The sequence below is a fragment of the Cohaesibacter intestini genome (assembly GCF_003324485.1).
Classification (GTDB): domain Bacteria; phylum Pseudomonadota; class Alphaproteobacteria; order Rhizobiales; family Cohaesibacteraceae; genus Cohaesibacter; species Cohaesibacter intestini.
The window spans coordinates 80032-102701 of sequence record NZ_QODK01000001.1; the positions used below are offsets into that span (position 1 = coordinate 80032).

General features: G+C 58.0%; 19 protein-coding genes. 1 reads left to right on the top strand and 18 read right to left on the bottom strand.

Annotated elements, in window-relative coordinates; all coding sequences use genetic code 11:
* Positions 1-86: 86 nt before the first annotated feature.
* Positions 87-1232, bottom strand: a complete 1146-nt coding sequence (locus DSD30_RS00390) for a phosphate/phosphite/phosphonate ABC transporter substrate-binding protein (protein WP_114007637.1) — start codon at positions 1230-1232, stop codon at positions 87-89.
* A gap of 240 nt (positions 1233-1472) precedes the next feature.
* Here DSD30_RS00390 and DSD30_RS00395 point away from each other — a divergent pair, with 240 nt between their 5' ends.
* Positions 1473-2087, top strand: coding sequence for an HAD family hydrolase (locus DSD30_RS00395; RefSeq protein ID WP_114007638.1), 615 nt, complete (start codon positions 1473-1475; stop codon positions 2085-2087).
* A 66-nt stretch (positions 2088-2153) separates the two neighbouring features.
* Here the strand turns inward: DSD30_RS00395 and DSD30_RS00400 are convergent, their stop codons facing one another.
* The 17 genes from DSD30_RS00400 to bfr form a co-directional block, all read right to left on the bottom strand.
* Complete coding sequence (locus tag DSD30_RS00400) at positions 2154-2705, bottom strand: retropepsin-like aspartic protease family protein (protein WP_114007639.1); 552 nt, start codon at positions 2703-2705, stop codon at positions 2154-2156.
* Between the two features lie 176 nt (positions 2706-2881).
* On the bottom strand, positions 2882-3511 hold the full coding sequence (upp, locus tag DSD30_RS00405) for a uracil phosphoribosyltransferase (RefSeq protein WP_114007640.1): 630 nt from the start codon (positions 3509-3511) through the stop codon (positions 2882-2884).
* Between the two features lie 133 nt (positions 3512-3644).
* Entirely contained in the window at positions 3645-4664 is a 1020-nt protein-coding gene (locus tag DSD30_RS00410) for an adenosine deaminase (RefSeq protein WP_114007641.1), read from the bottom strand.
* Between the two features lie 110 nt (positions 4665-4774).
* Positions 4775-6016 (bottom strand): phosphopentomutase, encoded by a 1242-nt coding sequence (locus DSD30_RS00415; RefSeq protein WP_114007642.1) that lies wholly within the window; start codon positions 6014-6016, stop codon positions 4775-4777.
* An 83-nt stretch (positions 6017-6099) separates the two neighbouring features.
* Positions 6100-7419 carry a thymidine phosphorylase gene (deoA, locus tag DSD30_RS00420; RefSeq protein WP_114007643.1) on the bottom strand — a complete coding sequence of 440 codons (1320 nt, stop codon included), beginning with the start codon at positions 7417-7419 and terminating at the stop codon, positions 6100-6102.
* A complete protein-coding gene (deoC, locus tag DSD30_RS00425; RefSeq protein WP_114007644.1) occupies positions 7419-8177 on the bottom strand; it encodes a deoxyribose-phosphate aldolase in 759 nt (252 codons plus the stop codon). The genes deoA and deoC overlap by 1 nt, the downstream gene beginning before the upstream one ends.
* A 120-nt stretch (positions 8178-8297) precedes the next feature.
* Positions 8298-9107, bottom strand: a complete 810-nt coding sequence (locus DSD30_RS00430) for a purine-nucleoside phosphorylase (RefSeq protein WP_425359446.1) — start codon at positions 9105-9107, stop codon at positions 8298-8300.
* A 138-nt stretch (positions 9108-9245) separates the two neighbouring features.
* Positions 9246-9674 carry a cytidine deaminase gene (locus DSD30_RS00435; protein WP_114007646.1) on the bottom strand — a complete coding sequence of 143 codons (429 nt, stop codon included), beginning with the start codon at positions 9672-9674 and terminating at the stop codon, positions 9246-9248.
* A 15-nt stretch (positions 9675-9689) separates the two neighbouring features.
* Complete coding sequence (locus tag DSD30_RS00440; protein ID WP_114007647.1) at positions 9690-10661, bottom strand: ABC transporter permease; 972 nt, start codon at positions 10659-10661, stop codon at positions 9690-9692.
* A gap of 12 nt (positions 10662-10673) precedes the next feature.
* Complete coding sequence (locus DSD30_RS00445) at positions 10674-11795, bottom strand: ABC transporter permease (RefSeq protein ID WP_114007648.1); 1122 nt, start codon at positions 11793-11795, stop codon at positions 10674-10676.
* Complete coding sequence (locus DSD30_RS00450) at positions 11792-13453, bottom strand: ABC transporter ATP-binding protein (protein WP_245418320.1); 1662 nt, start codon at positions 13451-13453, stop codon at positions 11792-11794. The genes DSD30_RS00445 and DSD30_RS00450 overlap by 4 nt, the downstream gene beginning before the upstream one ends.
* Before the next feature lie 277 nt (positions 13454-13730).
* The gene (locus DSD30_RS00455) at positions 13731-14729 is read right to left on the bottom strand and encodes a BMP family lipoprotein (protein WP_198662755.1); all 999 of its coding nucleotides are present in this window, start codon (positions 14727-14729) and stop codon (positions 13731-13733) included.
* A 604-nt stretch (positions 14730-15333) separates the two neighbouring features.
* Entirely contained in the window at positions 15334-17796 is a 2463-nt protein-coding gene (hrpB, locus tag DSD30_RS00460; RefSeq protein ID WP_114007650.1) for an ATP-dependent helicase HrpB, read from the bottom strand.
* 59 nt (positions 17797-17855) lie between these two features.
* Complete coding sequence (locus DSD30_RS00465; RefSeq protein ID WP_114008539.1) at positions 17856-18527, bottom strand: ATP-binding cassette domain-containing protein; 672 nt, start codon at positions 18525-18527, stop codon at positions 17856-17858.
* 75 nt (positions 18528-18602) lie between these two features.
* Complete coding sequence (locus tag DSD30_RS00470; RefSeq protein ID WP_114007651.1) at positions 18603-20300, bottom strand: ABC transporter permease; 1698 nt, start codon at positions 20298-20300, stop codon at positions 18603-18605.
* A 134-nt stretch (positions 20301-20434) separates the two neighbouring features.
* Complete coding sequence (locus DSD30_RS00475) at positions 20435-21628, bottom strand: ABC transporter substrate-binding protein (protein ID WP_114008540.1); 1194 nt, start codon at positions 21626-21628, stop codon at positions 20435-20437.
* 437 nt (positions 21629-22065) lie between these two features.
* Positions 22066-22551, bottom strand: coding sequence for a bacterioferritin (bfr, locus tag DSD30_RS00480; protein ID WP_114007652.1), 486 nt, complete (start codon positions 22549-22551; stop codon positions 22066-22068).
* Positions 22552-22670: the final 119 nt, after the last annotated feature.

The window sequence follows — 22670 nt, forward strand, 5'->3', positions numbered from 1 at the left end:
TTGCCCCTTAGATGAAAAAGGCGTTGATCCCGTGATCAACGCCTTTTTCATTGGTGTCTCTGCGATGCCAAGGCTCTCCCGTCTGCTCAGCGCGCCGTGGCGACCGCAATCAGCGGCGCATAGCTTTCCAATGTGACGGACTGAAAGCCTGCATCATAATAGCGCTCGACCGCATCATAGGCATCCGGGTCATCCTGCTTCATGCGTTTCAATATCCTGATCAGCTCTGCCCTTTGTTGCTTGGGCATTTGATTATGGACCGCATGAGGGCCCGCAGGGATCGGTCTTGAGCGCCAGATGGAGAGGAAATCCGGTTGGGCGGGATTGGGGTTGCGGCTGGTCTTCTTGGCCGCCAGATAGGCAGCCACCGCGCCTTCGCTGGTAAAGAGCGATTGGTTGAACTGGGTTGTTGACCAGACAAGGGCGGCATCCACCTCGCCTTTCTCCAGCATGTCAAGGGCGTCCTGCGGGGTCTCGCGGCGATAGAGCGCTGACAGATCCCTTTCGGGATTGAGCCCCTGCAAGCCGAGTTCATGCAGGGCGACATAGAAAGGCAGCGCGCCGGACTTTGACGACAGGGCCATTGAGCGGCCAGTCATGTCCGCCAGCGTTCGGATGTTGCTATCCCCGCGCACCACCAGCAACATATAGATGCCATCGGGTGCCTGTGTCGAAAAGGGAGCAACCAAAGGCATCAGGCAGCCGCAGGAGGCATGGGCCATGGCAAAGGTGCTGGCCGGATAGATGGCATAGTCGATTTGACCGGATGTGTGCGCGGCAATCAGCGCCTGCATGGCCCGAAAACCGACCACTTCGACCGGCTGACTGAGGCTTTGTTGCAGATAGCGCCGAAATGGCTCGATGCGCCCCTGCAAATAGGCAACACCGCGCTCGGCCACCATCCCGATCCGCAGCGGCTTTGGCATGTCTGTCAGATCAACCGGATTTTCGGCTCCGCTCCCCTTGTCCGGCATGGGCTGGGACAAGTCCACAATGGACGCACTATTCGGCGCGGCTGTTGTATCGGGCTGGCCTGTCACATCGGGATCAGCCGTGCCTGTCAGATTCGGGTCGGTTTGCATGGGTAGTGCGGGCAAAGCGCGTGTTTCCACGGCACCTTGCGCAAAGCCGGTCACAGGCAGGCAGACCACAAGCAACAACACCAGCCATGAGGCCGCCAACAAATGCCAGTGCTGGCGTGTTGACCCGTGGCTTGTCCGAAAGTTTCCCATTGTCACTCAATACCGCGTTTTTTGAAGTTCGAATCATATATTGGACATCATGCTGTGTTACGGCTTCAGGATCAATCACGCTCGGCATGTGAAGCGCCTTTGAAAAGCGCGCCAAACAGAGCGATTTGCCTGAAACTTTCTGCCCCCCGGAGCCGTCCGACCCTTGCTGGCCGGATTGCAACAGGATGGCAAAACACCACGTCACATTGCTCAAATCTGACGGCGAATAATGGGGCTTTTATGACCAAGAATCCGACTATTGTGGTTTTCGACATCGGCAATGTATTGATCCGATGGGATATGCATTTTCTCTATGAATCCTTTTTCCCCGACCGGGCGGCGACCCAGGCCTTCATTGATGAGACCGGGCTGGCAGACTGGAATTTGCAGCAGGATATGGGCCGCGACTGGAAAGAAGCGGAAGACGACCTGATCGGACAGTTTCCTCATTATGAGCAGGAAATTCGTGCCTTTCGCGCCCGCTGGCATGACACGGTGCCGGGGGTCATTGCCGGGACCGTGTTGATCAAGGAACGGCTGGAAGAGCAGGGCGTGCCGCTTTACGCAATCACCAATTTTGCAGCTGACACCTTCGCCGAGGCACAAGCGCGTTTCCCGACGCTCAAAGCCTTTCGCGATATTGTCATTTCCGGGGACGAGAAGGTCATCAAGCCTGATCCGGTCATTTATCAGCGTTTGCTGGAGCGCAATGGCCTTGAGGCTGCTGACTGCCTGTTCATTGATGATAGCGAGAAGAATGTGGATGGCGCACGGGCCGTTGGCATGCACGCCCATCATTTCCGCAGCCCCTATTGGCTGGCAGAAGATCTCAAACGCCATGGCTTTGCCATGTGACTGGACGTCGGGCTCTGGTGGCGGGACACCCTGTGCCGTCACCCTCTCGCTCTCTGCCGGGGTTAGTCAATTTTCGAGGACGAGCTTGCCGTTGCTGATTTCAAACCGTTTGAGCTGTTTCAGATAGCTCATGCCGAGCAACGTGATATCCAAAACACCCTCGGGTGCGATGGTTGCCTTGATGTTGCGCTCTTCGGTTCGACCAACGCGGACGGACCGCAGCTTGGCACTGGCGAAATAGGTCCGGCCATTGGCCGTGTTGACCGGGATGGTGAAGTCCGACTTTGTCGGCCGAAGGCCAAGCTTGCGGGCATCCTCATAGCTCAGCGCGATCATGGTTGCACCGGTATCGACCAGCACCCGGATCAATTTGTTGTTGATGTGGGCACGGGTGAAGAAATGGCCGTTTTTATTGGCCTTGAGGATGGTCTTGCCGACCCGTTTGACGCTGCTCTGCTGATAGGACTGTTGCGATCCGTTCGGCGAGACCTGCGTGCTCTTGGCTTCGACCGCGTCGCTTTCCAGATAGCCATTGGTCTTGAGCCAGTCACTGGCCAGCATGGGGATCTGGGTGAAAATTCCGATCGCCAAAATCGCCATGATCAAATAGCGCGCCATGGATGCCTCTCTTTTCCGTCCGTCGTTGGTTCATCATGACGGGCACGGCACGGAAAAGTCGTTAAGTCGCGGCAGCACCAACCGGTTTTTTGGCCCATAAAGTAAACAAGGCCTGAAGCGGATGCTCAGGCCTTGCTCTCATTGTTTCATTTGCAGATTGTTGCCCGCAATGATGCTTATTTGGTGCCATACATCCGGTCACCGGCGTCACCCAGACCCGGCAGGATGTAGTTTTTCTCATTCAGCTTCTTGTCGAGGGCGGCGGTGATGATCGGCACATCCGGATGGGCTTCGGTGAAGGCCTTGATGCCTTCAGGGGCGGCCAGCAGAGAGACGAAGCGCAGATTCTGTGCGCCGCGCTCTTTGAGCTTTTCGATCGCCAGAATGGCCGAGTTGGCAGTTGCCAACATCGGATCAACGGCAATCACCAGACGGTCTTCGAGATCTTCTGGTGCCTTGAAATAATATTCAACGGCTTCGAAGGTCACCGGATCGCGATAAAGGCCCACATGGGCGACGCGGGCGGATGGAACCAGATCGAGCATGCCTTCAAGCAGACCATTGCCAGCACGCAGAATGGAGGCAAAAACCAGTTTTTTGCCTGCCAGCGTCGGGGCATTCATTTCCATCAGAGGGGTCTCGATGGTTTTGGTGGTCATTGCCAGCTCGCGGGTGGCTTCATAGCACAGCAGATGCGAGATCTCCCGGAGCAGCTGGCGGAAGGAAGCGGTGGAGGTGTCTTTCTCACGCATGATGGTAAGCTTGTGCTGGACAAGCGGATGATCGACGACGGTGACCTGCTTCATTGCTCTCATATCCTTCGCTAATGGCCAATTTTGCCATTCTTAGCCCAAGGACGTGGAAAAGGGCAAGCTGCCAGCGGTGCACATCTGCGATGATGAACCGGATTCTGGCCTGCCCTTTGGGTCCAATTGCGCCTTAGGACGCATCAAGGCGAGCGAGGAGGCCGTCTCGCGTCTCTTCATCAACAAAAGCGGCCTGAAGCGAGCGGCGGGTGAAGCCTTTCATCTCTGATTCTTGCCAGCCATGAAGCGCAGCGAGCGAGTCATACTCCTTGCCAATGGTGGTGGCAAAGAAGGGAGGGTCGTCGGATGATATGGTGGTCAGCACTCCAGCATCCATCAGCCTGGGCAGAGGGTGGGTGGCAAGGTCTGGATAGAGCCCAAGCGCCACGTTGGAATGCGGGCAGACTTCAAGCACGATACCCTCGCCCCCGAGCCGCTTGATGACATCTGCATCCTCGATCGAGCGCACCCCATGGCCGATGCGTTTGACTGGCAAATGATCAAGGGCGTCGATGACACTTTGTGGCCCGCCAAATTCCCCTGCATGGGTGGTGCAAAGAAGACCGGCATCCGCCGCGATGGCAAAGGCTGGAGCAAAGGCTTCCTGGCTATGCATGCGTTCATCGCCGCCCATGCCAAAGCCTGTGACCAAAGGATGCTGCTTGGCAGCCACAGTCTTGGCGACACCAACGGCCTTATCCGGCCCCATATGGCGCACACAGGTGACGATGAAACGGGCATCAATGGGGAAGCCATCAGCCTCGCAAGTGGCGCGCGCCCGCTCATAGCCCGTTGCCACCCCCTCCAGCAAATCATCATAGGACATGCCCAGCAGGGCGACATGGTCGGGAGAGATGAAGAATTCGGTATAGAAGCAGCCTTCTGCAGCGTTGCGCAGAAGATAGTCTTCGGTCAGGTCGGCATAATCTTCGGGCGTGCAAATAACCTCGGCCACCTTGTCCCAGCATTTAAGGAAGGTGGTGAAATCGGACCAGATGTAAGTGCCGTCATCGCGCATGAAGTGATCGAGATTCTTGCCGTGACGGGCGGCCAGTTTGCGGACAAGTTCGGGATGGGCGCCGCCTTCGAGATGGAGATGCAGCTCGGCTTTCAAAAGGCTTCGCCCACTTGGTTTGATCGCACTGTCTTGCATGATATGTCTTTCTTTTTATTGCTTTAATTGCATGGTTTCAGGCAGGGTTTCATTTGCAGAAAACCCGCCGATGGGCGACCGGCGGGTTTGATGAGGCGCGGCTTAGAGGCTCAATCCTCAATCAGGAAAGACCGGCCATGGTCACCCGGCGCAAGGCCCAGATGGTCGGCGACCGTCTCGCCAATATCGGCAAAGGTGGCTCGCTGGCCTGCATAGCGTCCCTTGATGTCAGGACCAAAGATCAACACAGGCACCTGCTCGCGGGTATGGTCGGTGCCCTGCCACGTGGGGTCACAACCATGATCGGCGGTCAGGATGACCATATCGCCGGGTTGTAGCATGGCTTGAAGTTCCGGGATGCGCTGGTCGAAATATTCAAGCGCGGCAGCATAGCCCGGCACATCGCGACGATGGCCGAAATGCATGTCGAAATCGACAAGGTTGGAGAAGACCAGATCGCCATCCTTGGCCAGTTTGATGGCTTCGAGGGTGGTTTCGAAAATCTCCGGGTTGCCGGTGGCCTTCATCTTTTTCGTCACCCCTTGGGCGGCGAAAATGTCCGAGATTTTGCCCACGGCGAGCACATTGCGGCCAGCCTCTTTTGCCCGGTCGAGCAAGGTCGGCTCCGGTGGCAGGACCGAGAAATCGCGGCGATTGCCGGTGCGTTCGAAATCGGCGGGCGTCTCACCGATGAAAGGACGGGCGATGATCCGGCCGATATTGTAAGGGGCGACCAGATCATAGGCGATTTCGCAGATCTCATAGAGCCGCTCAAGGCCGAAATGCTCTTCATGGGCGGCGATCTGATAGACCGAGTCCGCCGAGGTGTAACAGATCGGCATGCCGGTGCGGATGCTTTCTTCGCCCAGCTCGTTGATGATCACTGTCCCGGAGGCATGTTTGTCGCCAAGGATGCCCGGCAGGCCGGTTTTCTCAAGTAAGGCCTTGGTCAACTCAGGTGGGAAGGTCGGCTCGGTGTCGGGGAAATAGCCCCAATCGAACGGCACCGGCACCCCGGCAATTTCCCAATGGCCGGACGGGGTGTCCTTGCCTTTGGAGACTTCCACCGCATTGGCGCAGATCCCCGTCGGCTCACCGTCATAGGTGAGGCCATCTGGGCGCTTGCCGGCGGCTTTTTCCGCCACCAGACCCAGACCAAGGCGGTCCATATTGGGGATGCTCAGCGGACCGGAGCGCAAGCCCTGACGGTCGCCTTCCCCTCGTGCGCACCGTTCAGCAATATGGCCGAGCGTGTTCGACCCCTTGTCCGAGGTTGGACGCCCATATTGCTCCGCATCGGGCGCATTGCCGATGCCGAAGGAATCGAGAACCAGTAGAAATGCCCGTGCCATAACGCACCTCCTTTATATTTCGGGGAGCGACCGGTCTATTCATTTGTGACGGACCGCTCGACCCGCTTGTATTTGTGTTGTCGTTACTCAGTGTCGCGATCGATGATCTGATAGACTGTGCCGCTTTCGACCGGCGCATCGCCGAGGCGATAGGCACCCTTGATGCGGGCAGCGGCAGCGTCGATCTGATCCTGACTGTTGGCATAGACCCGAGCAATCGGGCGATGAGCGTCAATCTTGTCACCAAGGCCTGCCAGATTGTCGAGGCCGACGGAATGGTCGATGGCGTCAGCAGCGCGCACGCGGCCCCCGCCCAGTTCAACCACGGCGATGCCCACTTGCCTCGTGTCAATTGCGGAGACGAAACCCTCACCATCCGCATGAATATCAGCCACCAAGGGCGCCAACTTCAAGTGATCTTCCATATTGTCAATGAAGTCAGCCGGGCCACCCAAAGCGGTGACCATCTGGCTGAATTTCTCGGCCGCAGCCCCGGAGCGGAAGGCTTCCTCGATTTTGACCGTGCCCTCGTCGCGATCAGACGCCAAACCGGAAATCAGCAGCATTTCAGCACAGAGCGCCACGGTGATGTCCCAGTTGCGCGGATCGATGGCGTCACCAGTGAGGAAATTGACCGCATTTTTCATTTCGATCGCATTGCCTGCGGCACTGGCCAGCGGCTCATTCATGTCGGTGATCAGCGCCGAGGTCTTCACCCCTGTCCCATTGGCAACCGTGACGAGGCTTTTGGCCAGCGCGACACTGTCCTGATGGGACGGCATGAAGGCACCGGAGCCGGACTTGACATCGAGCACCAAGCCTTGCAGACCGGCGGCCAGTTTCTTGGACAGGATCGAGGCGGTGATCAGATGGATCGATTCCACCGTCGCGGTGACATCGCGGATGCCATAGAAACGCTTGTCGGCAGGGGCCAGATTGGCGGTCTGTCCGATGATGGCGCAGCCGACTTCCTTGGTTACCTTGCGGAACAGGTCATTGTCGGGCTGGGTGACATAGCCGGGGATGGAATCGAACTTGTCCAGCGTGCCGCCGGTATGACCAAGGCCGCGACCGGAAATCATCGGCACAAAGGCCCCGCAAGCGGCCAATGCCGGGGCGAGCATCAGGGAGGTGTTGTCACCAACCCCGCCGGTTGAATGCTTGTCGACCACCGGGCCGTCGAGCTCGGACCAGTCCAGCACGGTGCCGGAATCGCGCATGGCCAAGGTTAGCGCCACCCGTTCATCGAGCTCCATGCCCTGAAAATAGACCGCCATGGCAAGGGCCGAAATCTGACCTTCGGTGACATCGCCTGAGGTGATGCCATCGACGAAGAACTGGATTTCCGCCGCAGTCAGTGTGCCGCCATCGCGTTTCTTGCGAATGATTTCCTGAGGTAGCATCAATAGCCCTCGCTTGCTTCGGCCTCTTTGCCGTCCATGACAGCCAAAAGCGCATCAAGCACACCAGAGGCGCCAAAGCGGAAATGGGCAGGCGTTGCCCAGTCGGACCCCATAAATTTCTCGGCGATAGCGAGATAGGTCGCCGCATCGTCCAAGGTGCGGACGCCACCTGCTGGCTTGAAGCCAACGTGCTTGCCGCTCTGGGCGATGACATCGAGCATGATTTCGGCGGCTTCCGGGGTGGCATTGACCTCGACCTTCCCCGTAGACGTCTTGATGAAATCCGCTCCGCCTGTAATGGCCGCTTCGGCAGCCTCGCGGATGACGTCCGCATCTTTCAGCTCGCCGGTTTCCAGAATGACCTTCAGCTTGACATCGCCCGACAGGGCTTCCTTGACGCGAACGACCATGGTTTCGCCATAGCCACGACGACCATTGGCAAATGTCTTGTATGGCAAGACAAGATCAATTTCATCAGCGCCATCGGCGATGGCAGCTTTGGTTTCCTCGATCGTGGCCAACAGATCATCGCCGCCGTGAGGGAAATTGACCACAGTCGCGACCTTGATGCCGGTCCCCTCAAGGCAGCTTTTCGCCTTGGCGACGAACCGGGGCCAGACGCAGACTGCGGCGGTGTTGCCGTGTGGGGTCTGGGCTTTTTGGCAAAGCGCCTCAATGGCGGCCTCGTCGCAATCATCGTTAAGATTGGTCAGATCGAGCAGGGAAATGGCTTTTGCAGCCAATTGCTTGTTATCCATGGATGCGTCTCTCACAGTGTGGCCTTTGGCCAATTGTTTCTTAGAAAGACAGAAAGACATGCCTCGCGCTGGGTCGCGCGAGACGTTCTTCCGTCTTGTTTATTCTTTATAACGCGCCTGTCAGGCAGCCAGTGCCTGCAAATAGGCCCGAATGACCTTGATCAGCTTCTGAGCTCCGATAGGGCCCACTTCCTTGGTCTCTTCATGAGACAATTCGGTGCCTGTCATGCCAGCGCCATAGTTGGTGATGGTGGAAATGGCAGCAACGCGCATCCCCATCCAGCGTGCGAGAATGACCTCTGGCACAGTGGACATACCCACCGCATCGGCCCCCAGCATCCGCACGGCACGGATTTCCGCTGGCGTTTCAAAGTTAGGCCCGGAAAACCAGGCATAGACGCCGGACTTGAGATCCACCGAGGCGCTGGCGGCCGCCACCGTGAGGTTGGAGCGTAGTTGGGCGTCATAGGCTTCGGTCAGTCCGACAAAGCGATCGTCGGTTTCCACGCCAATCAAGGGTGAACGCCCGGACCAGTTGATATGATCGTCAATCAGCATCAACTCACCGGGAGCGATTTCCTCGCGCAGGGACCCCGCCGCGTTGGTTAGCAAGATGTGATCGCAGCCCAGCGCCTTCAGGGTCGCCAAAGGCTGTTTCATGATGGTTGCGTCTCCACGCTCATAGAAATGGGCGCGACCCGCAAGAATAGCAACCTTTACCCCCATCAATGTGCCAACCACCAGCTCGGAAGCATGGGAAGAGACAGAGGAAACCGGAAAGCCCGGTAGCTCGTGATAAGGAAAACGTACGGCATTTTCCACGTCATCGGCCAAGGTGCCGAGACCGGAGCCCAGCACCATGCCGACCTCGATGGGGCCTTTGATTTTGTCGAGAATGCGTTGCGCGGCATCGTGAGCGAGACCCTTGATGGTCATTGTCGCTTCTCCTGTATTGCGCCTGCCGTCACCCTCTGAGGGATGGCAGGAATGAACTGAATGAGAGCGAGGCGGGCAACGGCCCCTAGTGGCTGATCGCCTTCGGGCCTCGCCCTGCTCGTCTTGATGAATTTAAAGACCGAAGGCTGCGGGCAGCAAATCACCAAGCAGAAAACTCTGCTTGATGCCGTCAAGATCGGCGGCATGGACAATTGTGTCCGGTCCGCCAAATTCCTTGATCCGCTGTCGACAGCCGCCACATGGGGTGATGGGTGGTGTGTGATCGGCAATCACCACCAGTTCGACAATCTCGCGACTTTCCACCCCATCACAAGCCATGATCATGGCAGAGATGGCCGAGGTTTCGGCACACCAACCTTCCGGGAAGGCCGTATTTTCGATGTTGCAACCCGCATGAACACTCCCTGCCCGGGTGCGCAAGGCGACCCCGACCAGAAGCCGTGAATAGGGTGCATAGGCCTGAAGTCGTGCCTTTTGGGCGAGGCGCAAGAGCTCCAGGCTCTGTTCGGTAACGTCTGTAGACACCGTAACTGGGGACATCTTGGGTTGATACTCCTAGCGTTCCTTGGTGTAAGGGGTGCCGCTGGCTTTGGGCGGGATGGCCTTACCAATGAAGCCTGCAAGCAGGATCACTGTCAGAATGTAAGGCAGGGCCTGCATGAACTGCACCGGCACCTGACCGACGAGTGGCAAACTGGCGCCCTGCATGCGAATGGCCACCGCATCAAGGAAGCCGAACAGGAAGCAGGCGCCCAACGCATTGACCGGTTTCCATTTGGCAAAGATCAGGGCGGCCAGCGCGATGAAGCCACGACCAGCGGTCATGTCCTTGGAAAAACCTGCCGACTGGGCGATGGCCAGATAGGTACCGGCCAGACCGCAAAGGGCCCCGGTGATCATCACCGCCCGGTAGCGCAGCCAGGCAACCGAAATGCCTGCGGTATCCACGGCACCGGGATTTTCTCCAACCGCACGCAGGCGCAGCCCGAAGCGGGTGCGGAACAGGATCCACCAGGTCACGGCAACGGCGACCACCGCGACATAGACAAGAAGATTGTGACCCGACATCAATTCCGAATAGAGCTGACCGATGACCGGCACATCCTTGAGGCTTTCGGCAAAGGGCAGATCGATCGAATTGAAGCGGGCTTCGCGCTGCAATTGTGGGGTCTTGCCACCCATCGAGAACCATGCCTGCCCCAAAAGGGCGGTGAGACCGGCAGCGACGAAATTGATGGCGACGCCAGAGACAATCTGGTTGCCACGCTGGGTGATCGAGGCATAGCCGTGGATCAGCGCAAAGAAGATCGAGACGACAATTGCCATCCCCATGCCAAGCCAAGCCGAGCCAGTGAGCGCGGCAACCGTCCCGGCGGCAAAGGCCCCGGCCAACATCTTGCCTTCAAGGCCGATATCGACCACACCGGAGCGCTCGGAATAAAGGCCAGCCAGACAGGCCAAGAGCAAAGGCACCGACAAGCGAACGGCGGAATCGAGGATCAGGGTGAGGGTAATCAGAAAATCCATAATCGCTCTCCCTTACGCTTCGCTCATGACATCTTTGGAGCCCAAGGCTGCAAAGAGGCGGATGAGAGCCGGGCGGAACATATGCTCCATGGCTCCGGCAAACAGAATGACCAGACCCTGAATGGCGATGATCATGTCGCGGGTGATCTTCGGCATTTCAAAGGCCAGCTCGGCCCCGCCCTGATAGAGCATGCCGAACAGCAAGGACGCCAGAAGGATGCCGACCGGGTGATTGCGGCCCATCAAGGCCACCGCAATGCCAACGAAGCCATAGCCGGTGACATAATCGAGCAGCAGGCGGTGCTGCACGCCCATGACCTCATTCAGCGCCATCAGACCGGCAAGGCCACCGGAAATCATCATGGTGATGATAATGATGCGCGGCACCTTGATACCGGCATAGACGGCAGCATCGGGGTTGGTGCCGATGGTGCGAATGGCATAGCCTAGGCGGGTGCGCCAGACCATCATCCAGACCAAAGCCGAAGCGACAAGGCCAACCACGAAGGACAGGTTGAGTGGTGATTTCGCCACCTTGATACCAAACCAGCCCAGAGCGTCATGCATGAAAGGCAGACGGCCGCCTTCAAGGAAGGTACGGCTTTCCGGCTGCATCGAGCCCGGTTGCTTGAAGATTTCGACCAGCAAATAAGCCATCACCGCTGAGGCGATGAAGTTGAACATGATGGTGGTGATAACGATATGGCTGCCACGTTTGGCCTGCAGATAGGCCGGGATCGCCGCCCAAGCCGCGCCAAACAAAGCCGCGCCCATCAGGGCAAAGGGAAAGGTAATCCACCATGGAACATAATGATCAAGCGCCAGACAGGCGAGCGCCACGCCGAGGCCGGCAAAATAGGCCTGCCCCTCGCCGCCAATATTGAACAGGCCAGCATGGGCAGCCACCGCCACTGCAAGACCAGTGAAAATGAAGTTGGTGGCGTAATAAAGGGTGAAACCGACGCCTTCGCCATAGCCAAGCGAGCCTTGCACCAGCCAGTAGACCGCTTCGAGTGGATTCTCACCGATCAACAGCACCACCAGACCGGACACCAGAAAGGCTGCGGTCAGATTGAGCAGAGGGATGAGGCCGTAATCGACCCATTTGGGCAATTTTGCAAGGGGAGCACTCATTTCTCGCCTCCTCTGGCTTCTTGCGAAGCTCTTTCCTTGTGTGATTGGACCTTGGAGGTGTCTTCCACACCCGCCATCATCAGACCCAGCTCCTGCTCGGAGGCCGTCGGCGGACGTTCGCCAACCACCTTGCCCGCGAACATCACCAACACACGGTCGGAAAGGGAGCGGATTTCATCGAGCTCGACAGACACCAACAGGATCGCCTTGCCCGCATCGCGCATTTCGATCAGGCGTTTGTGAATGAATTCAATCGCCCCGATATCGACGCCGCGGGTTGGCTGACCCACCAGCAAAATATCCGGATTGCGTTCCATTTCGCGGGCCAGCACCAGCTTCTGCTGGTTGCCACCCGAAAAGTTGGCCATCTTCAAGTGCGGATCCGGCGGGCGGACGTCAAAATCCTCCATATGGTGCTGGGTTTCCGCCAAAATGGCATCGAGATCAAGGAATAGGCCCTTGCCATATTTTTCCTGATCCTGATAGCCCAAAATCATGTTCTCCCGAGCGGGGAACTTGGTGACAAGACCGGTGCGGTGGCGATCTTCAGGCACATGGGCCATGCCACGATGGCGCAGCTCCAAGGCGTCGGCGTTCTCGGCAACGCCAATCGGCTCGTCATTGAGCAGCACCCGACCCGAGCGGGCCCGGATCATCCCGGCAATGGCTTTTATCAGCTCGCTCTGACCGTTGCCAGACACCCCAGCAATGCCGACAATCTCGCCTGCGCGCACGGAAAAGGACACATCCTTGACCAGATCGACACCACGCTTGTCGGTGACGGTGAGATTTTCGACCTTGAGGACTTCCTTGCCCGGATTGGCCTCACCCTTTTCCACCCGCAGCAGGACCCGACGGCCGACCATCATTTCGGCCAATTGCTCCACCGAGGTGTCTTTGGTGTGGACATGACCGACCATCTCGCCACGGCGCATAACCGATACTTCGTCGGTGATCGCCATGATCTCACGCAGCTTGTGAGTGATCAGCAGGATGGTTTTGCCCTGATCGCGCAATTGCTCAAGAATGCGGAACAAATGGTCTGCTTCAGCCGGGGTCAACACCCCGGTCGGTTCGTCGAGGATCAGGATGTCGGCACCCCGATAAAGCGCTTTGAGGATCTCGACCCGCTGCTGCAGCCCGACCGGCAGATCTTCGATCAGCGCATCGGAGTCGATGTTCAACTCATATTCGTCAGCCAGACGCCGAAGTTCCTTGCGGGCCTTGGCAAAACCGCCCGCCAACGTCGCTCCGCCTTCGGCGCCAAGCACGATATTTTCCAGAACCGAGAAATTGTCGACCAACATGAAATGCTGGTGAACCATGCCGATGCCGATGCTGATCGCCTTCTGGCTGTCGGAAATCAGTTCCTTCCGGCCATTGACGAAAATATCGCCAGCGTCGGCCTGATAGAAGCCATAGAGGATCGACATCAGGGTGGATTTGCCCGCGCCATTCTCGCCGATGATCCCATGGATCGAGCCTTTATTGACCGTCAGATCAATGTTCCGGTTGGCATATACGGGGCCAAAGCGCTTTTCGATGCCCACCAGGCGAATGGCTGCGACGGGATCAGTCGGCCCGTTGCCGGCCCCACCTTCAGTGTTTCCGCCTTGCTTTTGCGTCGTCTCGTCCAAATGCAAAGTCATGTTCCCCATTTCAAGCCCCTCCCGGCATTTCTGTCTGGTCGGTCAGAAGCGGTTCTGGCCAACACTCCGGTCACAGAGATTCAGGACCCGCTTTCGCTTGAGCGTCTTTCACCACAAACGTGGTGTCAGCGCATGGCATCAGCGGTGTGGGTGGGCGTTTCCCAATGGACCGTGTGGCCCTTCGGCTTATCCGGCGTCTCCGGGGATACGGCGACGTCGTGTTGTGTCTCTTTGTGTCTCTGGGATACGCCCCGCCGAAATAAGCGGGGCGTTGAAGCAGATCGCCTTAGAATGGGCAGGTATTGTCGGCACGATAGTCATGCACAACGATTTTGCCTTCGACAATGTCTTTGGACGCCTGAGCCACAGCAGCACGCATGTCTTCGGTGATCAGGTCCTTGTTGTTGGCATCGTCAGCCCATGCCACGCCACCTTCGGCCAGACCGAGCACGTTGATGCCCGAGCTCCAATTGTCGTCGGCCAGATCTTTGAAGGCTTTGTAGACAGCGATGTCGACGCGCTTGACCATGGAGGTGAGGACTTTGCCCGGATGCAGGCCATTCTGGTTGGAGTCAACGCCAATGCCCAGTTTGCCAGCGTCAGCGGCTGCCTGCAGGACGCCAGCGCCCGTGCCGCCAGCAGCATGATAAATCACGTCAGCGCCACGATCGATCTGGGATTTGGCCAGTTCGCCACCCTTCACAGGGTCATTCCATGCAGCGCCAGTGGTGCCGGTCATGTTTTCAAACACTTCCAGATCCGGGTTGGCTGCTTTGGCACCTTGCTTGTAGCCGCAGGCAAAAGCACGGATCAGCGGAATGTCCATGCCGCCAACAAAACCGACTTTGCCCGAGCTGGCCGCTTTGGCAGCCAAAAGACCAACAAGGTAGGAGCCTTCATGCTCCTTGAAGACCACGGAGCGGACGTTTGGCAGATCGACAACCATGTCGATGATGGCAAACTTGGTTTCCGGGAATTCCGGTGCCACTTTCTTCAATGCTTCCGCATGGGAGAAACCGATAACGACAATCGGGTTGTGACCTTTTTTAGCGAAGCGACGCATGGCCTGTTCGCGCTGGGTGTCATTCTGAATTTCAAAATCGCGGTAAGCGCTACCGGTGTCTTCCTTGTATTTCTCAGCGCCGGCATAAGCGGACTGGTTGAAGGACTGGTCATTCTTGCCGCCGAGGTCATAGACAACGGCAGGATTGATGTCTGCAGCAAATGCAGCGCTTGCAGCCATTGCGGCAGCAAAAGCAGCGGCACCCATAAATTGACGCAACATGTAAAACCCCTTTTGTCGATATCTGTTATGCTTGTTGAACCGATCTGACGAACGATTTTCGTCATGCCCTGCCCCGCTTCAGTCCAAGCCGCCCGAAATTGGCAGCGCCTGATAGTCCGCAGGGGCGGCATTGGACGTTAGTCTGGCACGGTCCGCCCTTGATTGCAGCCAGAAAATTTTATTTCCCCCATCGTGATAGCGCATTGCTTCACGCCAAGGACTGCAATTGATGCATATGCCGCTGCGACATTCTGTATTCAGGGTTTATCCGGAGGGTTAAGCACGCTTTTTGCGTCCACACCTACGCCAAAATGCGATCATCCGCCGAACAAGTCTGGATCAATGATCTGTTTTTGAGATCATTCAATATACAACCGTTGCCTTTTGTGCGACTTTTTGACAGTTGATAACTTGAACGATCGTGCGAACTTCCTGCCTTTTTCACACTGATGTCGTCAAAAACAAGTCAATCGGAGCGTTGAACAAGAGACTCAGTCGGCAAAAAGACCGCTTTTCGCGCACTCAAAGCGCTATGAATCGCCTTTGGTGGGTCTCTTTCGCGCTGGTGATTTCACGCTCGCTTCCCCTTTGAGCGCGGTTACCCCTATTTGCCCCGTGGTTTGGCCCGCCGTGTTGCTTGTGTCGTCAACGGATCATCGGGCCAGACATGCTTGGGATATTGGCCGCGCATGTCGGCTTTGACATCCTTCCATGAGCCACGCCAGAAGCCCGGCAAATCGCGGGTGACCTGCAAGGGACGATGGGCGGGCGAGAGCAAATGCAGCAACAGGGGCAATTTGCCACCCATGATGGACGGATGGCTATCAAGACCGAACAATTCCTGCACCCGCACGGCCAGAACCGGTCCATTTTCTGCCCCGTAATCAATCGGTATTTTCGAGCCTGTCGGCACGACAAAATGGGTCGGCAGAACAGCATCCAGCGAGGCAAGGCGGTCATAGGGGACTTGGGCTTGCAGAGCCGACTGGAGATCGCCGCTGGTGATGTCAGACAGGGCCGTTTTGCCGGCAAGGAAGGGCTGCAACCAATCCTCGAGACGGTCCAACAGACCGGCATCGGAGAAGTCTGGCCAACCCTCCTCCCGCTCGGCGACGAAGCGAATGCGACCGCGCCAGCGCTGGGTTTCCTTCGAGAAAGGCAAGACCCGCAGGCCTTCCTTGCGGATGGCGGCAATCAGGGCTGCGCTGATGGCGTCCGGGGATGGCTGCTTCAAGCGCTTTTCTGCCAGCACGATCCGACCAAGGCGAGTTTCGAGCTTGGCGGAGACAGTTCCGGTCTGGCGATCATAGGTGACAGCTTCTTCTTGAGTGATCAGGTCGGCAAAGTTGTCGACCACCGTCTTGCGGTCAATCGGGGCTGCCAGCGTGATGCGGGCATTGCCTGCAGCGCCTTGCAAGTCCGCCACCACCAGAAACATCTCGGTGTTGAGCGGGTCTTCCGGGTCGAGCACCCCGCCCCGCCCAGAGGCCAACAAATAGCGCCCCGCCGCGCCGCGCCGCATGGCGATGCGGTCGGGATAGGCCAGTGCCAGAATGGATCCAGCTTCTTCCGGTGGGATTGCGCCTTTGCCAGATGCCTTGCTCCAACGGCTGGCCAAGGCCTTGATGTCTCTGGCTCTAGGCAGGCGGTTGCTGTCGAGATCCTGCAGCAGGCGTCTTAGATCATTGTGCCGCATGCGGCCGCCTTCGGTCAGCAAAGCCGCGATGCGGGCAGCCAGAGGTTCGCCCCCCTGCCTGCGACTGAGCACCAGCATATGGGCCAAACGCGGCGGCAGAGGCAAGGTCGCAATGGCCTTGCCATGGGCGGTCAACAGGCCCTTGTCATCGAGGGCACCAAAATCCGTCAGAAGCTTGACCGCTTCGCTCCATCCGGCAGCCGGGGGCTGATCAAGCCATTTGAGATTGGTTGGGTCGCTCTCTCCCCACAAAGCCAGATCAAGCACCAGTCGGGAGAGATCGCTTTCGAGAATTTCCGGCGGCTCAAAGGCCGGCAGGGCAGCGGTTTGCCCCTTGTCCCACAGGCGATAACAGACACCGGGCTCGGTCCGGCCAGCGCGGCCCTGTCGCTGGTCGGCGCTGGCGCGGGAGACACGGACGGTTTCCAGCCGCGAAATGCCCAGATTGGGTTCAAAGCGCGGTCGGCGAACCAGCCCCGCATCGATGATGACCCGGACGCCATCAATGGTCAGCGAGGTTTCGGCGATCGAGGTGGCCAGTACGATCTTGCGTTTGCCTGCGCCAACGGGGCGGATGGCGAGATCCTGCGCCTTGCCATCCATCGCTCCATAAAGCGGGGCAAGCAGGATGTCCTTTGGCAGGCGCTTGGCGAGACGCTCCTCGGTGCGGTGGATTTCGGCCTGACCGGGCAGGAAGACAAGCAGGGATCCTTCCTCTTCCTCCAAGGCCTGCATGACAGCGGCGGTGACGGCCTCTTCCAGACGGCCTTGCGGTTTGCGCGGCAGATAGCGGGTTTCGACCGGATAGGTCCGGCCCATGGATTGGACAATCGGCGCATCGTCAAGGATTGAGGCGACGCGACCGCCATCAAGGGTGGCCGACATGACAACGAGACGCAGATCATCGCGCAGGGCGGCTTGCACTTCCAAGGTGAAGGCCAGCGCCATGTCGGCATCAAGGCTGCGTTCGTGAAACTCGTCAAACAGCACCAATGAGACGCCTTCCAACCCCGGATCATCGACGATCATCCGGGCAAAGACCCCTTCGGTGACCACTTCAATGATCGTGTCTTTCGAGATGCGGCTTTCCATGCGGACGCGATAGCCGACGCGCTTGCCAACCGGCTCGCCTAACAGCTCGGCCATGCGGCGGGCAGCAGCCCGCGCCGACAGCCTGCGCGGCTCCAGCATGATGATCTTTCCCTCTCGCCATGGCTGATCGAGGCAGGCGAGCGGCACGCAGGTGGTCTTGCCCGCGCCCGGTGGAGCGATCAGCACCGCGCGGCCCGCATCACCCAGCGCGCTCAACAAAGACGGCAGGGCTTCACGAATGGGAAGATCAGGCAAGAGGATGGCATCAAATTTCGACATGTCTTCGCCTACCCGCTTCGATACAGGAAGGCAAGCCATTTGCTGGCGCAGCCGCTGGTTCAGCCGGTGACCAGCTTGGGAACATCAAGCCGAATGACCCGACCACCAGCCGCGTCGGCATCGGCTTCATCATGGGTAACAAGCAGGATCGGAAGGGCACGCTGCCGCGCTTCCTCAAACACCCAGTGGCGCATCTGCTGCCTGAGATTGGCATCGAGCTTGGAGAAAGGCTCATCCAGCAACAGGGCGCAAGGATTCGACAACAGGATCCGGGCAAGCGCCACGCGGGCTTTCTGCCCTCCGGACAGGGTGGCTGGATCGCGGTCGGCAAAGCCGGTCATCTCGATATGATCAAGCGCCGCTTCAATATGCCCCCGTCTCTTGGCCCCACGCAAGGAGGATGCCAGACCGAAGGAGAGATTGTCTCCCACCGACATATGCGGGAAAAGCAAGGGATCCTGAAACAAGATGCCAATATGGCGTTTTTCCGCAGGCAGGTTTGTGACGTCCCGACCCTGAAGCAGGATCCGCCCTTCCGCCTCGAATTCGGATGACAGAAAGCCGCCGAGAAAGGACAACAATGTTGATTTCCCAGACCCTGATGGCCCCATGATGGTGAGGATTTCGCCAGCTGCGACCGACACGGACAGATCGATCAGCAGGTCTCCCCTGAGGCAGATGCGGACCTTGTCCAGTGTCAGGTCCCTCTCATTGCCAGATTGCTTTGCCATCATGTCGGGCATTGTTTCAAGGTTGGATTTTTGTGCGGGCTTTTGGAGCACAGTATCAAGCATCGTTGGTCTCTCCTAGCCGTGTACCGGTTTCATATCGCGGCGATTGCGGAATACCAGTGCAGGCAGAGCCGTTGCCAGCAGAAAGCCTGCGAATGGCAAAGCCATTTGCACCAGAGCATAGACACCGATGAGGCGACGGTTGCCGCCAGCACTCAGGGCTACGGCTTCGGTGGTGATCGTGTCCCAGCGGCCGCCACCGATTAACAGGGTTGGCAAATATTGCCCGATGGAAACCGCAAAACCGACGGCGGCGGCGGTGAGGATCGGGCGCAGTAGCATCGGCAGGCGCAGGCGCAGGAAGGCCACCCACGGTCCACAGCCCAAAGACGCTGCGAGCTGGGCGTAACGTGGGTCAAGACTGCGCCATGGGTCGGCCAGTGACAGAAAAATATAGGGCAATACGAAAATCAAATGGCTCAGAACCAAAGTCGGCAAACTGTGGGCGCTGCCGCCAAGCAGAAACAGCAGTTGCAAGCCGAACAGAAAGGCGACTTGCGGCACGATGAGCGGCACATAAAGCAGCATCAGGCTGCGGCGGGATGTTTTGCGGCGGGATCGGTTCTCCGATTCCAGACAGGCGATGGTTACGACCAGCGCAATCAACGTGGCCAGAGAGCCGATCAGGACGGAGTTGATCAACGGGTCCCCCATCATCGTGGCTTGCCGCTCCCAACTGCGCATGGACAGGGTCGCGGGAAAAGCATCGGGGAAGCGCCACAAACCGGCAATGGACCACAGCCCCATGCCTGCCAAGCCGAGCACCATCACCAGAACAGCGGCAATGGTTGCCATCGCGGCGGCCCCTCGCAAGAGCAGATCCTGTTGAAAGCGTGCGCCTGAAACCGCCAGATGCCGAAAGAGTCGACCGGTCAGTTTTTCACCGACCCACCAGAGCAGAAGAGCGAACAAAGTGACAGCCAATTGCAGGATGGCACCGGCCGAGGCGAGAAAGCGGTATTCAAGATCCGGGTCACTCATCCAGCGGGTCAGCTGCACGGCCAGTGTTGGTGGGTTTGTGGGGCCAAGGATCAGCGCCACATCGACCACCGAGGTGGCATAGGCGATGACGGCAAAGACCGGCAAACGGATCTGGGCATAAAGGCGCGGCCAGACCGCATAAATCCAGGCAGACATCGGACCGTATCCCAATGTCCGTGCAACATTTGCATGGCGGCGTGGATTGACTTGAGGCAAGGCCGCAAGGCTGACCAACAGCAGGAAGGGCAGTTCCTTGGTCGCAAGGCCGGCAATCATTGCCAGCCCCAGACCATCATGGGGGAAGATCCAGTCTGGCGGTCGGCTCCAGCCAGACAGGTCAGGGGAAATCATCCTGGTCAGCCAGCCCGATGGAGCGAGCAGGAAGGCAAAGCCCAGCGCGGTAGCCGCATGCGGAATGGAGAGCAACGGGCTGACCAACCGCTCGATCCAGCGAAAGAAGGCTGTCCCCGACCATGCACCGAGCAAACCGATGGTGATCAACAGCGCAATCAGCGTTGTCACCAGACCCGCTGCCAAACTGAGCATAATAGACTTGCCAAGTCCTGCTGTGGCAAACAGGGCGCGAAATGGGTCGAGCGTCACAGCATCGCCCCCCAGCACCGGCAGCCAGCCAAAGGCAGGGGCCAGCGATCCTGCAAGGCCCGCAAGAATCGGTCCCAGCATCAGGATCAAAGCCACAGCGGGCGCTATGAGGGTGGTGCGTGAGGACATGGGGCTTATGCCTGCTTCCTGTCAGAGCAAAGGGTTCCTGTCGACGTTAAGGCTGTCAGCGAAGGGCACGTCTTGTTGCCTAAGACACTGGGCGGGGCATTGTAAACACCCCGCCCGATTGCTCGGCTCGGTGCCTATTGCACAGCGTAGCGTTTGGTCCAGTCGGCCTCGAAGCGGGTCAACCAGGAGGCGTGCGGTTCCGACAGGGCCGGGCCGAATTCTTCTGGCTTCAGGGTAGCGATACCAAGATCAAGCGCCTCAAAGCGGGCCTTGTCCTTGGCACTGAGGCTGGCGATATTCAGAACCGTCGGATCACCCCAGACCTGCGGGTCCTGCTTCACCGCCTGGGCTTCGGGCGACAGCAGGAAATCGGCCAAGACCAAAGCACCAGCCTTGGCGTTGGCATTGAAGGGGATCGCGACAAAATGGCTGTTGCCGATGGTGCCGCCCTCGAAGGTGAAAGAGCGGACCGTGTCTGGCAGTTCCTGATTGGCAATCGACGCGGATGCATCGCTTGGATTGAAGGTGAAGGCGATTTCTGTTTCGCCGTCGGCCAGCAAGTTTTTCAGGCTCGATACATTGTCCGGGAAGGCCTTGGCCTGCCTCCACAGATGGGGGTGCAATTCGTCAAGATAGGCAAACAGTTTGTCGGCGACCGGCTGATAGGTGGCATCTGTTGCCTCGCTTGACAGGACGGCGGGATCCTCAGCCAGTTCCAGCGCCAGTTGCTTCAAGAAGGTGGAGCCGATGAAATCCGGTGGCTTTGGATAGGCAAAGCGGCCGGGATTTTTCTTGGCCCAATCGAGCAATTCGGCGGCGGATTTTGGCAGATCTGTGGTGATCGCACTATCATAATAGAAGGACAGCTGCGCCATGCCCCACGGGCTTTCCAGTCCATCGGTGGGAATGGTGAAATCGGTGGTGAGGGTCGGCTTGCCATCGATATCGGCATATTGGTAGTTAGGCAGATCCGGAGCCCAGCTCATGGGCAGCAGCAAGCCTTTTTCCTTCAGGGAGGCGAAGTTTTCGCCGTTGATCCAGACGAGATCAACCGAGCCGCCTTCTTCCTTGCCTGCTGCTTTTTCAGCGATGATCTGGGAGACCACGTTCGCGGTGTCGCTCACCTTCACATGCTTGACAGTGACGCCATAGCGATCAGCCACTTGCTGCCCTGCCCAGTCGATATAAGCATTGATCCGGTCACCGCCGCCCCAGGCGTGGAAATAGACGGTCTGGCCTTTGGCCTTGGCAAGAACTGCCTGCCAGTCCTTGACATCGAGGTCGGCGGCAAAGGATGCACCGGACGAAAGAGCAAAGCTGCCAGCCATCAGAGCCGAGCCAAGCAGCAGGGTTCGACGTGTGAAAGTTTGGGGCGAAAACAGGTTGTGAAGGGCAGACATTCCGGTTTCTCTCTCCTTTGCGTCCCATTCGCCAGACTTGCGCGACGATGTGGACATCAAATTCTCTGTGTTTCTCGACTTCGCGGCAATCCAAGAGATCAGACCCCTCTTAGAGCAACGGGACTTGCACACTTCCTGCTTTGCGCCTGTCCGGCCAATGTTGGCATCAAACAACAAACCGGACCGCAGCACCATAAAAATAGCGCTATAAGGGATGAGTGCCTGTGCTTGTTGTTTCAGTCGGGCAAGCACACGGTCAATTCACAACTACTTGAAATCCATATCAATCACGACGCTTCACACAGCAAAAAGGCCCGCATCCGGCTGGATGCGAGCCTTGGTGTCAGCAATGATGCCGGGCGCGATCAGTCGCCAGCGCCAGCATCTTCAGCCTGCAGCTGGGCATATTTCTGATCGCCAAGCTGGTCGAGCAGATTGAGCTGGGTTTCGAGATAATCGATATGGCCTTCTTCGTCGGCCATCAGCTCTTCGAACAGCTTCATGGTGATATAGTCACCGGCTTCGTTGCAGCATTCGCGGCCTTCTTTATAGAGAGCGCGCGCAGAAATCTCGCCTTTCAGGTCGCTTTCCAGAATTTCCTTGATGGTCTGACCAATCATCAGCGGATCGAGCTGCTGCAGGTTTGGATGGCCTTCGAGGAACAGGATGCGCTCGATGAATTTATCGGCATGTTCCATTTCCTCGATCGATTCCGCGCGCCATTTGGCCGCCATTTTGGTGTAACCCCAATCGTCGAGGAGACGATAATGCAGCCAATATTGGCTGACCGCCGTCAGTTCACTGCGCAAACCCTTGTTCAAATACTCAATGACTTTTTCGTTACCCTTCATGATGGTCCTCTCCACGATGGTGTGTGGTCAATCTTCAATATGTCCGGCAGCCGTCCACAGGCCATGGAGCGGCGGTGCTTGATGTCGCATCGAGTCGTCTTTGGCGGAAAGTATACCGC

What these genes read in the sequence shown, in the direction of transcription:
- DSD30_RS00390 (WP_114007637.1), bottom strand. Translation starts at nt 1,232, where the DNA reads ATGGGAAACTTTCGGACAAGCCACGGGTCAACACGCCAGCACTGGCAT.
- DSD30_RS00395 (WP_114007638.1), top strand. Translation starts at nt 1,473, where the DNA reads ATGACCAAGAATCCGACTATTGTGGTTTTCGACATCGGCAATGTATTG.
- DSD30_RS00400 (WP_114007639.1), bottom strand. Translation starts at nt 2,705, where the DNA reads ATGGCGCGCTATTTGATCATGGCGATTTTGGCGATCGGAATTTTCACC.
- upp (WP_114007640.1), bottom strand. Translation starts at nt 3,511, where the DNA reads ATGAAGCAGGTCACCGTCGTCGATCATCCGCTTGTCCAGCACAAGCTT.
- DSD30_RS00410 (WP_114007641.1), bottom strand. Translation starts at nt 4,664, where the DNA reads ATGCAAGACAGTGCGATCAAACCAAGTGGGCGAAGCCTTTTGAAAGCC.
- DSD30_RS00415 (WP_114007642.1), bottom strand. Translation starts at nt 6,016, where the DNA reads ATGGCACGGGCATTTCTACTGGTTCTCGATTCCTTCGGCATCGGCAAT.
- deoA (WP_114007643.1), bottom strand. Translation starts at nt 7,419, where the DNA reads ATGCTACCTCAGGAAATCATTCGCAAGAAACGCGATGGCGGCACACTG.
- deoC (WP_114007644.1), bottom strand. Translation starts at nt 8,177, where the DNA reads ATGGATAACAAGCAATTGGCTGCAAAAGCCATTTCCCTGCTCGATCTG.
- DSD30_RS00435 (WP_114007646.1), bottom strand. Translation starts at nt 9,674, where the DNA reads ATGTCCCCAGTTACGGTGTCTACAGACGTTACCGAACAGAGCCTGGAG.
- DSD30_RS00440 (WP_114007647.1), bottom strand. Translation starts at nt 10,661, where the DNA reads ATGGATTTTCTGATTACCCTCACCCTGATCCTCGATTCCGCCGTTCGC.
- DSD30_RS00445 (WP_114007648.1), bottom strand. Translation starts at nt 11,795, where the DNA reads ATGAGTGCTCCCCTTGCAAAATTGCCCAAATGGGTCGATTACGGCCTC.
- DSD30_RS00450 (WP_245418320.1), bottom strand. Translation starts at nt 13,453, where the DNA reads ATGGGGAACATGACTTTGCATTTGGACGAGACGACGCAAAAGCAAGGC.
- DSD30_RS00455 (WP_198662755.1), bottom strand. Translation starts at nt 14,729, where the DNA reads ATGTTGCGTCAATTTATGGGTGCCGCTGCTTTTGCTGCCGCAATGGCT.
- hrpB (WP_114007650.1), bottom strand. Translation starts at nt 17,796, where the DNA reads ATGTCGAAATTTGATGCCATCCTCTTGCCTGATCTTCCCATTCGTGAA.
- DSD30_RS00465 (WP_114008539.1), bottom strand. Translation starts at nt 18,527, where the DNA reads ATGGCAAAGCAATCTGGCAATGAGAGGGACCTGACACTGGACAAGGTC.
- DSD30_RS00470 (WP_114007651.1), bottom strand. Translation starts at nt 20,300, where the DNA reads ATGTCCTCACGCACCACCCTCATAGCGCCCGCTGTGGCTTTGATCCTG.
- DSD30_RS00475 (WP_114008540.1), bottom strand. Translation starts at nt 21,628, where the DNA reads ATGGCTGGCAGCTTTGCTCTTTCGTCCGGTGCATCCTTTGCCGCCGAC.
- bfr (WP_114007652.1), bottom strand. Translation starts at nt 22,551, where the DNA reads ATGAAGGGTAACGAAAAAGTCATTGAGTATTTGAACAAGGGTTTGCGC.